Origin of the sequence: Tetragenococcus halophilus subsp. halophilus DSM 20339 (assembly GCF_003841405.1) — a bacterium.
Classification (GTDB): Bacteria; Bacillota; Bacilli; order Lactobacillales; family Enterococcaceae; genus Tetragenococcus; species Tetragenococcus halophilus.
On sequence record NZ_PXYA01000001.1, the window covers coordinates 470,127 to 484,116 of the forward strand.

Annotated in this window: 10 protein-coding genes, 1 pseudogene and 1 other annotated feature; all 11 genes and pseudogenes read right to left on the reverse strand. The window is 35.0% G+C overall.

Annotated features, from left to right (window positions below):
* Positions 1–233: 233 nt before the first annotated feature.
* Positions 234–2,996, reverse strand: a complete 2,763-nt coding sequence (locus C7K42_RS02240) for a cation-translocating P-type ATPase (protein WP_103083522.1) — start codon at positions 2,994–2,996, stop codon at positions 234–236.
* Between the two features lie 57 nt (positions 2,997–3,053).
* Positions 3,054–3,099 (reverse strand) — a sequence feature (sodium ion sensor (DUF1646 type); this cis-regulatory element may regulate processes involved in with the transportation of sodium ions).
* Between the two features lie 251 nt (positions 3,100–3,350).
* A pseudogene (locus C7K42_RS13015) lies at positions 3,351–3,746 on the reverse strand (FAD-dependent oxidoreductase); the annotation flags it as partial.
* A gap of 120 nt (positions 3,747–3,866) precedes the next feature.
* Positions 3,867–5,273: an aldehyde dehydrogenase family protein gene (locus C7K42_RS02250; protein WP_103099537.1), complete on the reverse strand. Its 1,407-nt coding sequence runs from the start codon at positions 5,271–5,273 to the stop codon at positions 3,867–3,869.
* Positions 5,274–5,378: 105 nt separating this feature from the next.
* On the reverse strand, positions 5,379–6,023 hold the full coding sequence (locus tag C7K42_RS02255; protein WP_069028937.1) for a YdhK family protein: 645 nt from the start codon (positions 6,021–6,023) through the stop codon (positions 5,379–5,381).
* Positions 6,024–6,112: 89 nt separating this feature from the next.
* Complete coding sequence (locus C7K42_RS02260; RefSeq protein ID WP_014124804.1) at positions 6,113–6,967, reverse strand: sce7725 family protein; 855 nt, start codon at positions 6,965–6,967, stop codon at positions 6,113–6,115.
* Positions 6,967–7,638, reverse strand: a complete 672-nt coding sequence (locus tag C7K42_RS02265; protein ID WP_014124805.1) for a hypothetical protein — start codon at positions 7,636–7,638, stop codon at positions 6,967–6,969. Before C7K42_RS02265 ends, C7K42_RS02260 begins: the two co-directional genes overlap by 1 nt.
* A gap of 156 nt (positions 7,639–7,794) precedes the next feature.
* The gene (locus C7K42_RS02270; protein WP_014124806.1) at positions 7,795–9,135 is read right to left on the reverse strand and encodes a TrkH family potassium uptake protein; all 1,341 of its coding nucleotides are present in this window, start codon (positions 9,133–9,135) and stop codon (positions 7,795–7,797) included.
* Positions 9,136–9,276: 141 nt separating this feature from the next.
* Complete coding sequence (locus tag C7K42_RS02275; RefSeq protein WP_014124807.1) at positions 9,277–10,035, reverse strand: YibE/F family protein; 759 nt, start codon at positions 10,033–10,035, stop codon at positions 9,277–9,279.
* On the reverse strand, positions 10,032–11,060 hold the full coding sequence (locus C7K42_RS02280) for a YibE/F family protein (protein WP_014124808.1): 1,029 nt from the start codon (positions 11,058–11,060) through the stop codon (positions 10,032–10,034). Before C7K42_RS02280 ends, C7K42_RS02275 begins: the two co-directional genes overlap by 4 nt.
* A gap of 129 nt (positions 11,061–11,189) precedes the next feature.
* Entirely contained in the window at positions 11,190–12,545 is a 1,356-nt protein-coding gene (locus C7K42_RS02285) for an FAD-dependent oxidoreductase (RefSeq protein ID WP_103091683.1), read from the reverse strand.
* Positions 12,546–12,560: 15 nt separating this feature from the next.
* The gene (locus C7K42_RS02290) at positions 12,561–13,982 is read right to left on the reverse strand and encodes an AcpB/EbpR/MafR family transcriptional regulator (protein ID WP_103091684.1); all 1,422 of its coding nucleotides are present in this window, start codon (positions 13,980–13,982) and stop codon (positions 12,561–12,563) included.
* Between the last annotated feature and the right edge of the window lie 8 nt (positions 13,983–13,990).

Sequence of the window (13,990 nt, forward strand, 5' to 3'; positions counted from 1 at the left end):
AAAAATCTCCTCCACTCTTTTTTTTAACAATTATATTATCAAAGTTTTTATTTCTACTGTCAACAACTTTTAAAAACGAATTTTATTTATAAAGTGTCTCATACACCTTTGGAAAAAAGCTGTTTATAACGATCCTAATATTAATATCACCTTTTAAAAACGTATTCGTTATTTATTTATAAATAAAAAGCATGCAGTGATTTTAGTCACCGCATGCTTTTTAGCAAACTTTTTTACCAAATCTTTACGCCAAATAGTTCTTTGATTCCTGACAAAATAAGTGTAGGTATTGCAGGAATAAATAAAACCATTAGATAAACGTATCCATCAAGTGGTGCTGTTCCCATAACTGTATTAAAGAATGGGATAATTGTTACTAAGAAAGAAGTAATTCCAGCAAACAATACAGCAGCTACCAAGTATTTATTTTCAAATGGACTACGTTCAAATAAAGTTCTCGTACTACGAGCATCAAAAACGTGCCACAGTTGACCATAAACTAAGGTTAAGAAAGCGACTGTTTGTGCTTGGCTACTTCCCATTCCTTGATGCGCAGCCCAAAGGAATGCTATAAATACCAATAATCCCATAAAGAAACCACGAATTAATACACGAGACCAAGTATAGTTAGCTAATACAGATTCGTTCGGATCACGTGGAGATTCTTCCATGATATTTGCTTCGGGAACGTCATAACCTAGAGAAAAGGACGGAACGGCGTCACTGATCATGTTCACCCATAAAACCATCAAAGCTGATAGCGTAGGTGTAGCTCCAGGTACATTGCCAATGGTTTGAGTGAAAAATAGTAAACCAATCAATATAGATAACACTTCAGCTACGTTGGTTGTCAATTCGTGACGAATGAAGTTTTTAATATTACCATAAATGGTACGACCACTTTTAACGGCATTTTCAATGGTAGTAAATTTATCGTCTAATAGAACCAAGTCTGCCGAATCTTTCGTTACTTCTGTTCCGGCAACACCCATTGCAATACCAATATCTGCGACACGCAATGCAGGAGCGTCATTTACACCATCACCCGTCATAGCGGTAATTTGACCATAATTTTGTAATTGTATAACAATACGTTGTTTGTGTTCTGGCGATACACGAGCATAAACATTTGTTTCTTTTACGGTTTCATACAATTCGTCGTCGGACATTTTTTCAATTTCCACGCCCTTAACAACAGGAGCAGATTTACTATCAACAATACCTAAATCATAGGCAATAGCTCGAGCTGTTTTCTCGTGGTCTCCTGTAATCATAACTACTTCAACGTTAGCATTATGCAAGGTTTGCACAGATACTTTCACTTCTTCACGTGATGGGTCAATAATTCCTGCAACCCCAGTTAATACGAAAGAGTGTTCTAATGTGTCTGTTGTACCATTCATTGCTTCATCTTCGGTAATCTCTTTTTGCCCAACAGCCAATGTACGTAAAGCATCATCAGCGTAATCATCAACGATAGACATAAAGTTATTTTTTTCTTCTTCTGTTTGATCAACTTCGCCGTCTTTTAGAATGCCACTGCTTCGATTGATCATAACATCTGGGGCACCTTTGATATATAAGGTATACTTACCACTTTTTTCTTTTACAACGACACTCATCATTTTTCGACTACTTGAAAATGGTAGTGTGCGGACAATTTCTTTGTCTTGTTGTAAATTTTCACGACTAATATTTACTTTCTTCCCTAATACAGTCAAAGCAACTTCCGTTGGCGTTCCAAGAGGCGTATACTCTCCGTTGTCATTTTCTTGAACGGAAGAATCATTACATAATACGGCGCCATATAAGAAGGCTTTTGATGTAGCGACTGGATCGTCATTATCTTGATTTTTAATTTCACCATTAGGATTATACCCTAGTCCACTAACTTCATATTTATGGCCATTAGCATAATATTGCACAACGGTCATTTCATTTTTCGTTAAGGTCCCTGTTTTATCAGAGCAAATATATGAAGTCGCCCCTAAAGTTTCCACACTGTTTAATGACTTGATTAAACCTTTATTTTTAGCCATGGAACTAGCACCGATAGTTAGTACGATTGACAAAACAGCTGGTAACGCATCTGGAATAGATGCAACAGCCAGCGCGATCGAAGTAGAAAGAACGGAACCAATCGATTCAAAGCTTAATTCACCTGCTTGAATAATTCCTGCAATAATGGTAAAGATGACAATAATTCCAGAAACTACCATAAGAGTTTTTGTTAGTCTATTAACGGTATTTTGAAGTGGAGATGGTTTTGTTTCAACAGATTCGATCATTTGCGCGATATTACCTAATTCGGTATTTGCGCCTGCCGCAACAACAACACCAACCCCTTGGCCGTTAGAAACTGTAGAACCAGAAAAGCCCATATTAGTCCGATCGCCAAGTTCGACGTCTTCACTGATAGCCTCCATGTCTTTTTCGATCGCGTCAGCCTCCCCAGTTAAATGGGATTCAATCACTTGAAGTTCATTGACGTCCAACCAACGAATATCTGCTTCTACAAAATCGCCGACTTGGTTACTTACAACATCGCCTACAACCATTTCGTTAACCGGAATAGTTTGCCATTTCCCGTTACGTAACACCGTAGTATGTCGGCTATTCATTTCTTTTAGAGCATTTAAACTTTTACGAGCACTAATTTCCTGCCAAAACCCTAGAAAGGCATTAATAATAATTAATATAAAAATAGCGGCTGCTTCGTATAGGGACTCATATCCAGTTTCCATATTTCCTTGGATCTGAATATCATGAAAAGCATTTAATAGCGACAAAACAATTGCCCCCATTAATACAATTACGATAGGTTCTTTAAAGTTTTTAAGAAAAACTTTCCAATAAGGATCTTCTTTTTTCTCAGGCAGTTTATTCTCACCGTATTTTTCACGTTGTTGCGTTACCTGTTCATCAGTTAACCCATTTTCTAAATCAACCTGAAAATCCTCCATAACTTGCTCTTTTGGTTGTTGATAGAGCTTCACTTTTTTCATCCTTTCTAGTTCATTTATAAAAACATAAAAAAGCGTAAGCAAACAAAGACTTCCTCACCCTTGGAAGACATGTCTTGAAAGCTTGCGCTCAACCTGTTTTTTTATTTGCGTTCTTTTATACTATAGCAAAAAAATTTTTGTTTGTCTAGAGACTTTCTTTTTTTGCTGCGACTTTCTGAGATCTAATCTTTGATCGAACCAACTAAATCCTCTTTATTAGCAGGTGGATATGCTAATAAATCACGGATATCGTCTAAATCTACTGCTACATTCCCTACTAAAACGCCAACCTATTGCTCTTCTTTTAGAAGTATACAATTGTTCCATCGCTTCTTTTAACAAACACTTGCGGTAATCTGACCAACCTCTAATCATAATCACATGCGGATCATCTGGTCCGTCAATTGTCATTGGTTTCACCACCTGTGGCAAGTAACAATTGATCGTAATGGACAACGACATCATTGCCTAGTTGAATCTCTTTATTATCGCAATCGATTTTATTCGCTGTCATATTAAATCGGAAAGTTACATTGGGTTGATCTTCTGCTCTGATCCTTATATTTTCTTCCGTAAATTCATCGTCTAACCATAATTTTTTACTTAAGGCACATCTGCATCATTTGAAACGACAAGAATAGAACCATTCATATCCTTTTTTCGTATACCGTTTACAGCATAACCTGCAACCATACCGCCATCGACAATGACATATTCATTATTATTGTCTAACGTACTCATACATTTCCTTCCATAAAATAATTTCTTTATTTTATTTACTACATTTTTGTAATATAAAAAAAAGAAAAATACGCTAAATAACAATAAATATGTTATTTAGCGTATTTTCGGCTAACGAAATTATTTAAATAAAGCTTTGACTTCTAAATAATCTTCTAAACCATAAAGTCCGTTTTCACGACCAATACCTGATTGTTTATATCCACCAAATGGCGCTTTTGGTGAACGAGCACCACCATTAACTGTAACATTACCTGTTCTTAGTTGACGAGCGACATCCATCGCTTCTTTTTCAGGGCCTACTACAGCGCCGGATAAGCCATAAGAAGAATCATTAGCAATTTTAACAGCTTCTTCTTGTGTATCATAAGTGATAACAACTAAAACGGGGCCGAAAATTTCTTCTTGGGCAATCGTCATATCGTTCGTAACATCTGTAAAGACAGTTGGCTCAATAAAGTATCCTTTGCGATTGAGTCGATTGCCTCCAAGGAATACATTTGCTCCTTCATCTATACCTATTTGAATGTAATCCAAAACAGTATTCATTTGATCTTCAGATACCATAGGTCCTACTCGTGTATCATCTTCAGCTGGATCGCCTACTTTAATATCCTTATAGTAATCTTGGATAACTTCTTTCGTTCTTTCAAGTTCATCTTTTGGAACTAATAAGCGAGTTAGTGCCGAACAAGTTTGACCTTGATTATCTAAAACAGTACTTGCAGCTGATCTTACAGCTAATTGTAAATCGCCGCCTTTGAGATAAACCATAGGAGATTTACCGCCTAATTCAAGAACTAATTTTTTCACTGAAGTTGCAGCATTTTCATATAGACCCTTACCGACAGCTGTTGAACCAGTAAAGGAGACCACAGCTACATCTGGATGCTTGGTCAAGTAATCCCCTGTATCACTACCGCTACCCGTTACTAAATTGAAGACGCCTTTTGGTAATCCTGCTTCTTCAATAATTTCTGCATAGATAATTGCGGTAAGTGGTGTATTCGTTGCCGGATTTACCACAACGGTATTTCCTGCAAGTAAAGCGGGGGTAATTTTACGTTGAATTTGGTTCATTGGGTAATTCCAAGGTGTCACACAAGCAACTACACCATAACCTTCTTTAATAATTGTCGCATTATCGACTTCTTCTTCAAAATTAAAGTCTTTAAATTCATCTAACGTTCCTTGAATTTCATTTAATGATTGTGGCACTTGGCCATTTTGAGCAAATGTTTTAGAAGCGCCTAACTCTTGCACCATTGTATCAGCAATTTCGTCTTGACGATCTTCTATACCCTTTTTGATTTTTTCAATATATTTCGCACGTGTTTCAGGAGAAGTATTATTCCATTGTTCAAAAGCCGCTTTTGCAGCTGCGACTGCTTGATCTACATCTTTATGAGAGGCCTTGACCACCTTAGCAATCACTTCTTCATTTGCCGTATTAATAACATCTGAATAATCATTGGATTGTGCATCTTGCCATTTGCCGTCATAAAATAATTTATCATATATTTCCATGGTTATTTTTTCCTTGCTCAAATTAAGCTGTTTTAAGCTCTACTTATATTCTAACAAATCAGAAAAAACGCTACAAATAATTCATTTCATTCACTCACTAGGTTATTATTCTTCATCCGCTGGTCCTAACTCGTCTTCTGTCACCCATTTATGGTTGGTAAATTTTTCACTTCCGTCTGCTGGTTCAAAATCGATCATATAAGCTGGTCCTTCATGAACCCCAGTGATTTCAGCGCTTTGTCCTTGCATACCTGCCATATGATCAGCAGTAAGAGTTACCTCGTCTCCTTCTTCATAATCTTCATTATCATCATCAGAGGCCATCTCTTCTGCTACCACCCATTTATGATCTTCCATCGGTTCATCGCTATCTTCAGGTGTAAATGTTACTTGATACAAGGTGGTATCATAAGCACCAGTAATGGTCGCTGTAACACCTTCCATAATATCCATATGCGCATCAGTAACCTCTACTTTATCCCCCACTGAATATTGCGGATTGCTTGCATCTTGCATATCTTCTGGTTCATCTTCATTGCGGTTGTGCTCCATTTCCATACTGCCGTGATCCATGTGTCCACTTGAATCTTCCATATGATGGCCAGAATCATCCATGTGGCTCATTTCGGTACTTTCTGCTGTACTGCCTGCTTGTTGTTCTTGTTGATCATTTTCATTATTACTACAAGCACCTAACAATAGCACAGAAGTGAATAAAGTAACAAATGGCAATGCTTTCCTCTTTCTCATTTCTTTCATCTCCCTTTTTATTATACACCTACAATATAACATCGACGTTTACATAAGTAAATTTAAAAGCCTGAAACATTTTTCTATACTTATTGCAAATAACGGCTCATTAATTCCATATGATGCATGACAGAAGCTTTACGCATAACTCCCATACCAGGAAATTTTTCTTTATCAGCATAATCAAACAAGATCGTTAACCCTAAAGTGAGTTGTTCACTGCTTAAGAGATGACACCAAGACTTTACTTCTTCCATTAATACTAAAAATTTCTCTTTTTGTGTTACTCCTTCTTCTGACGATAGAAAATGGTGGATGCGAAGTGTATCCTGAAAAAAATAAACGAGATGTAAACTTAATATCGGAGAGGGATAGACCCTCTCATAATAGATACGATTATCGATTGAAAAATCACTAAATCCTACAAACCCTCTTTTTTGGTAGTTTAAATAATCTGTTGAAAACAATTCATCAGGACATTCTTGATAAAAATTAAGATTTGGTAAGCGAGTAAAATGATCTAAGGAAAGAATTTTGTCCCCTTTTATTTTATTTAGCAAACGAAACTCAGGTGGGACTAATACTTTTCTTTGATTATTTTCCCAATCACTGGCTAAAGCAATGGAAGGCTGATCAATAATTAACATTTCAGACCTTTGCGTCATTGTTTCTAGTGCCTGGCTAACAACACTGGCTTTTCTTACTGGAAAAGTTTCTAATTTAATATTTCCTGTTTCTGTATTAAACTCGCCTAACTGTGGATTTTGAATCAAATAAATAGGATGTTGGTAGTTTTGAGCGCTTAATAAAAATTTTTGAAAAGTAGCAGTTTTTTTTACGGGCTCAATGATAGGCTGAATTTTTTCAGATAATAAACCTTTTTCTATCAGTTCTCGCAAGGCTAATAGATCAAATTGCTTTCCTCTGAAATAAGGATAATACATTATTCACTCTCCTCAAAAAAGCGTTGTTCCAATTGAAAATATGCAGTTCGGGTTGCTTCTAGTTCCTCTTTTAGCGCTTCTACGGTTTGATTTTGTGTTTCTTCAATAAAATGATCATAGTAATTTACACCGCCTCCAAACAAATCATACTCAGGCTGACGTTTTTTCAACTCTTGATAAAGTTGTTTTGTCCCAAATACTCGCAAACCACGTGCTGTTTGTTTGGCTTTGTTTACTTCTCGTGCCTGTGAAGTGATTAAACGATAGAGTAATTCCTGTTCGTTGACCTGCAAAGATTGTTTTTGTGGCTTTTTCTCAGTCGTAAAAAAACCAGGAGCACCTAGATCATCTAACAAGTAAGGGTGATAAACTAAAGCCCCGATATGAGAAGGGATTTCTTCACTCACTATTGCGTATAGATTTTCTGGTAAAACAAAATAATTATAATGGCCAATAAATGAAAGTTTTGCTTTGGAGCGAAAATCAGATTTACTCACTTTTAGTTCATAACAGCGCCATTCGAATTGTTGCTGGTTGTTTAAATGACAGCTAAGCGTATCAACAATTCCTTGTTCTTCAGGCATCGTGACTTCTTCGACAACTACAGCACCATTTTCTCTAATATAATAATACAGCGTTTCTTCCATTTGTGTTGTTAATGGGGTCTTCATTTTAACCCTCCTTATGTTTTAGTATAGCGTTTATTTTTTATAGCAAAAGCTTTTCTTTGAAATTTGTAAAAAATAAATAGAAACATCTCGTTTACTATTTTGAGTAATTCAGATGCTTCTATTAGCAATGGTTACTTCTCTAGTTTTTCCTAACCCTTATCCAATAATCACATTTTCTTCTGGATATTTATAATTTGTTTCTCTTTTATGCGTTTGATTAATCGTCGAAAAGATCATTGTTAAAATCCCAACTCTACCGATAAACATCAAGAAAATAAGCACTAACTTTCCGATCCAAGTCAGATGTGCAGATAGGCCTAAACTTAATCCGACTGTTCCCATAGCAGAGATTACTTCAAAAACAATATATTCTAATCCTAACTGATCAACATTAGGGATTGTTTCAGTAACAGATAAAATCATTGTGCTACTTATAATCATAATTAAAAAGATAAAAAATAACATAAAAGCTTGTGAAATCGTGTTTTCTTTAATCGTGCGTCCTTTATATTGCGCCTTTGAACGTCCCCTTATCACACTATACAATTTAATCAAAATGATGCCTAATGTTGTGGTCTTAAAGCCTCCCGCAGTAGAACCCGAACTTCCACCAATAAACATTAATATCATCGTTAATACAAGACCCGCATGACTCATCGTTGCATAATCAATAGAAAAAAATCCTGCTGTTCGTGGCGTGACCGCTAAGAAAAAAACATTGGATAACCTCGATAAAGGATTTGAACCAACGGTATTCGTAAAGAAAAAGAAAATACTACTTAACACTAATAATAACCCAGTTACTTTTAATGTGATCTGACTGTGCAATCTTAATTTTCTTAATGTTTTATTCTTTAATAAATCTTGCCATACGATAAAACCAAGTCCTCCTGCGATAATTAGAAAACTGATGACCATTAAAATCCAAGGATCGTTTTGAAAACTGATTAAACTATTATCAAAAAGATCAAAACCAGCGTTGCAAAAGCTAGAAACCGCATGAAAAAAGCTATACCAAAGTCCCTTTTCCCAACCAAAACGCGGAATAAAGTCTACGCTTAGTAACAGAAAGCCTAAAAATTGAATAATAAAAGCTATCCGAAAAATTGCAAGCATTAAGCTAACTGTCCCAGAAATATCAAAGGTGTTCAAGGTATCTTTTAAAATCATACGCATACTTAAATTTATTTTTCTTTTGGTGAGCGTAAAATAAAGAAACGGTAAAGACATAAAACCTAAACCACCGATTTCAATCATAAGTAAAATAACCGCTTGACCAAACATATTCCAATGTCCGATAGTCGAAACTGTGGTTAAGCCCGTAACGCATACCGCAGAAGTAGCAGTAAAGAGCGCGTCCAAAAAATTTGTACTATGACCGCTTCGTGTAACAAAAGGCAACATTAAGATAAAAGTCCCTGCTAAAATAATACCCGCAAATCCTAGTAGAATTTGTTGAGGTGCTTTAAAGAAAACGTCTCGATCCAGGTAGCTCATTTATTCACCACTTCTTCTGATTTTAATAAGTGCTAAATTTATAATATTTAACTAACCTATAAATATAACAAAAATGTCCTTTTGTCAACTTAAAAAGGAATAATTTTACGAAAACAATTGATGTCTATTTGAATGAAACACTTAGCTTGATTTTTTTAGTAAATAATAACAAGTAATGATACTTGTAAAAGGCAATATGAATGCAACACTAATACTTGAAAGAATAACCACGGCAAATTCAAAAACAAAAGCTTGTGAGTTCATCATTTCATACCAAGGGATATCTAGGTCTTGATACCAAAAAATAAGGGCTAATCCTGTACTAATAAAGGCGAATAATAATGTATTGACTGTTGAATTTAGGATACTTCTGACCACTGACATACTGGATTTAAACAACATTTTTACATCTAGCTTTTGATAGCGTTGATGAAAAATTTCCGCGGTGGAACTAGCAATAGACATACTTCCATCAATCAATGCTCCTGAAACACCAATTAGAATAACCGAAACACTCAATTGAGTGAAGGAGACAGGGACATTCAAGTTAAACGCTGCAAGCTCTTCTAATTCTTGAGAAGAAAAGCCTGAAATTGATATTTTTTGAATAAAGGGAATAAATATTAAAGATACGATAAAAGAAAACAATATCAAGCTATAAAAAGCCGCTTTCGTTTTCTCATTCCACCCGTTCACATATCCTAAGGTAATCAAACTATTTAAAAGAATATAAGCAAGAGCTGCTAGATAAACTGAAAGACCCAAATGTAGACAAAAAATCAAAAGAAAAAACAACAAAATATTCATAAACAAGCCGCTCAATACAAAGAAAGACGATCTTCCTAAAATTAAAACAACTAATAAGATAAATACAAGTAATAAACTAGAGATTACATTCATTGTCGTACCCCCCTTCTACTTATTTGAAAGAAAAGAAGTGAAAATGGGATAGAAAGCAAAATGCCAAAACCACCGCACAGTACTCGTACAACTTCTAAAGATAGTAGCATACTAACGGTTTCCCCAAAAAGCCAGCCATTATGCAAATAGACTAACATCATCGGGATAGCACTACTAAAATAGGAACAGATGAGTACGTTAACCATGGTCGAGCTGACATCTTGACCGACTCTTTTGCCTGAACGAACTAACTGATTAAGCGTCACTGCTGGATTTTTGCGTTCGATCTCTTCTAGTGTCGAAACCACAGAAACTACAGTGTCTAAAGAAGCACCTATTGCCCCTACCAATAAACCAGATAAAAATATCGGACGATAGGGTCGAGTCAAAACACCCATATCTTCAAAGCGTAATCCTTCATCCTGGTAAAATTCCATTGCGATAAGACAAATAAAAAAAGCGCTGAACACGGTTAAAAATGTTGCAAAAAACTTTTGTAAACTATCCTTTTTAATCCCATCAATAAGAAATAAAGTAATAGCTATAGAAAGCACCGTATAAATCGCGGTAAAAATAACCAGAGAGATATTTGTATAACTGCGGTACACATTAACGATCAAAAATAAGGCTGCACTATTTAAAACAACACTGATAAAAGTAGTGACGCCCGATTTTCCACCCACAAAAATTAAGGTAAACAGTAAGGAAGCTATCATAAAAAAGACATAGCCATCACGCTTTTTTTCGTCTACTTTATTATGTGAATAAAAGACTTGCTCGCCTTTAGAATAATCAACCGTATCTAATTCGTTTTTACGATAGTCAGCTGTTAAATGAACAGTATCTCCTTTGTCCTTTCCATTCATTTTTGTTGCGCTAATTTCTTGTTGATTATTACTTATTTCTACTTGATCGATTTTTGCGACAGCTTGGTTGTATAAAGTACTGCTTTTTAGCTGTATGCCAAAACTTACGATGACACAAAAAATAAAAAAAACGATCCCGCTGACTAATTTTTTATTCATCGACTTTCTCCTATCTTTTGTTTGTTCAATCCTTAATAGTAAACTAAGAAAATTTACGAAACAAGTTTTAATCGATGAATTTAAGAAAAAATAATCAGCGGGAGTATTTTTCTAATAAAAATAATAAAGTTATTGCCTGATAAGTGCTTCCATTGCCAAATCATTTAAAAAATGTAAAGGAAGAGAGAACTTAGGGTTAAAATAAAAGTCCATAGTACTAATTTGATTTAAGTTAGCTTGCATGGTGATCAAACTAGATAAAGTATTAACCATTTCTACTTGTTCTCGTTGATTTGTCATCAGTTGCCCACCCAGAATCTGTTTACTCTTAGCATCAAAAACCAATTTTAAAGTGAGCTCGAAAGTACCATTTTCTGCCAATAAGTGTTGTTGAGTGTAGGTTTTAGTTAATGAAGCAACCTTAAGACCATAATAAGGTGCTTCTTCTTCATTGACACCGGCACTAGCAAAATAAGAACCAAAAAGTTCTGTCACTATCGTACGTTGTACTTTGGGAAAAGCAATTTTTTCTGTCAATAAGATATTAGATGCAGCAATCATAGCGCTACGGTAAGCATTAGTGACAAGCGGAACATAAATTGAAGCAGCCGTTTCGTTAAAGTTTATAGAAACCAAATCACCTACAGCGTAGATAAAAGGATCTGAAGTTTGTAAGTGTTCATCAGTCGTTATCGTCCCATCCATGTTAATCGCTAGATCATCTTCAACTAAAGATACATTAGGTCTAGGATTGATAGCAAAAACAACTGCATCGCAGGATAGCGTTTGTCCGTTTGTCAAAATAATCCCTGACACACTTTCATTGACGTCTAATTGAACTTCTTTTACATTACTATTTAAAATAATATGGACATTATCCGGTAATTTTGTCAGTAGTTTCTGAGTAATCTCCTCATCAAAATAACGAAATAACACATTGTCCATACGATCGATCAAATAGATCTCTTTTCTTAACTTGGTTAAGGACTCTACCAATTCAAATCCGATTAAACCTGCACCAATGATCGCAATTTTATTTACTTTGTTTAAAGTGTCGATTGCTTGTTGCGCTTGTTCTAAAGTTTTATAATTTGTAATTTCACGATCGCTTTGTAAAGAAAGTCCCGTTTGATACTGACTAGATCCCATCGCTAATATCAAATAATCATAAGAAAAATAGTCTTTTGTTGGTTCTTGCTCTATTTTAGTTAAAGCCACGACTTCTTTTTTTTCAGTATCTATATCGATCGCTTCTGTATCAATAAATACATTGATATTTTCAGACATTAGTTGCGAGACAGTGGCGGTTTTAGCTTCATCTAAATCAGCAATCGTCCCTTCTAAATAAAGATTTAAGCTACTTCCAATATAGCCTAAAACATTGGAGCGTTCGAGCATCAACACTTCAACATTAGGATTGACTTTTTTTAAATGTCTGGCAGCTGCAATTCCCGCATGAGATCCGCCAATAATAACAACACGCATAGCGTTACCGCCCTTCTACTTTTTTTGAATAATCGCTGTTACAGCTTGTTCTAAACGTTCTTTTTCAAATGAGGATAAAGCGCCTGTTAAAAGATAAAGCTTTTGATAATTAAATGCTTGTATATCTAAATCATCAGAAGCAATCAGCAAATCGTAAGTTCTTTTTTTAGCCTTTTTTACTGTAACATGAGACATTCCTGCTAAAGTCTGTTTAGTAAAACGAAAAACTTCCTCGGCATATAGTGAACCGTCATCCACTACCCCCACCAAAACTTCTTTTTGTTGCCGCCTTTGATGGATATCCCAAATCAAACCATAGGAATGATCAAGCATTTCCCATTGAGCATTTGAAACTTCACGGGATAAATTTTTTTCAATAAGCGACATACATTGATTCATCGCTTGAAAATCAATATCGGACAAAAGTAATTGATTGTTATGGTTAAAGTTAATTTCTCCCTCATAAAAAGTCACTTTCACATGATTTTGTAAAAGAAAACTAGCAAAAGTAGGATCATACATTTTTGCTTTGGTAATTGTTTGATAAATTTGTTTATCGATTGTTAAAAAATGCTGAATAAAAGATGATTTTTTCCACCATTGACTTGTTTGTGGTAAAAGCCCTTCAGTAATAAAAAAAAGATACAAATAAACCGCTTCATACCCACTTGCCGCTAAAGCAAAACGACTTAAAAATCGTTTGAAAATATTATCTAGCTCTTGATAAAAATGATCTTGTTCTATTTGTCTTAGCATATCCTCTGAGATTTCACGTTTAGGCATTTTTCTATAGTCTAGCCTTTGCTGCAAAATATGTAGATGTAAGCTGAGCATATGCTTTTGTTTTTTGCTAAATTGCAACTGAAAATGACTTTCAATAACGTGTATCAAATTTTTAATTGCCTGATTCGTCATCAAGGTGGTTAAGCGCTTTTCGGGGATGGCACCATTAAAAAGTTGAAAATAAAAAAATTGAATTTGTAGCTCACTGCCATATAGTTTTTTATTTTTAAACTGTAAGTTAAATTCCCCTAACAACTGATTGATCACTTTTAAACGTCTAAAAATTGAAGCCTCGCTCAAATTATTATCCAAGGCTAGCTTAGTTACAGTTAACTCTTTTTCTTGATAAACGCTAACGAGCAAACGGTAATTTATCGCTTGTTTTAAATAGCTATACAAAAAATTTTTAACAGAAAAATCATCGGGTAAATTTAATTGTAAAAAATCACTATCTTTTCTACTTAACGCTGCACTTATCTCAAAATGATGCAATCTATCAGCAAGAGCTGTGATTTCCTTTTGTAATGTTGGGTAGGAAACATCCATATAATCATTAAGATCTTTCATTTTAATGGTTTTTGCATGTTGCAAAAAATACGCCAAAATTCTGACCTGAACTTTCTGATCTTTATCTAGTAGATCGACAAAACGCATTGTTTCAC

Excerpts from the sequence above, each read along its gene's own strand:
- C7K42_RS02250 (WP_103099537.1), bottom strand. The coding sequence starts at position 5,273 with ATGGAAATATATGATAAATTATTTTATGACGGCAAATGGCAAGATGCA.
- C7K42_RS02255 (WP_069028937.1), bottom strand. The coding sequence starts at position 6,023 with ATGAGAAAGAGGAAAGCATTGCCATTTGTTACTTTATTCACTTCTGTG.
- C7K42_RS02260 (WP_014124804.1), bottom strand. The coding sequence starts at position 6,967 with ATGTATTATCCTTATTTCAGAGGAAAGCAATTTGATCTATTAGCCTTG.
- C7K42_RS02265 (WP_014124805.1), bottom strand. The coding sequence starts at position 7,638 with ATGAAGACCCCATTAACAACACAAATGGAAGAAACGCTGTATTATTAT.
- C7K42_RS02270 (WP_014124806.1), bottom strand. The coding sequence starts at position 9,135 with ATGAGCTACCTGGATCGAGACGTTTTCTTTAAAGCACCTCAACAAATT.
- C7K42_RS02275 (WP_014124807.1), bottom strand. The coding sequence starts at position 10,035 with ATGAATGTAATCTCTAGTTTATTACTTGTATTTATCTTATTAGTTGTT.
- C7K42_RS02280 (WP_014124808.1), bottom strand. The coding sequence starts at position 11,060 with ATGAATAAAAAATTAGTCAGCGGGATCGTTTTTTTTATTTTTTGTGTC.
- C7K42_RS02285 (WP_103091683.1), bottom strand. The coding sequence starts at position 12,545 with ATGCGTGTTGTTATTATTGGCGGATCTCATGCGGGAATTGCAGCTGCC.
- C7K42_RS02290 (WP_103091684.1), bottom strand. The coding sequence starts at position 13,982 with ATGCGTTTTGTCGATCTACTAGATAAAGATCAGAAAGTTCAGGTCAGA.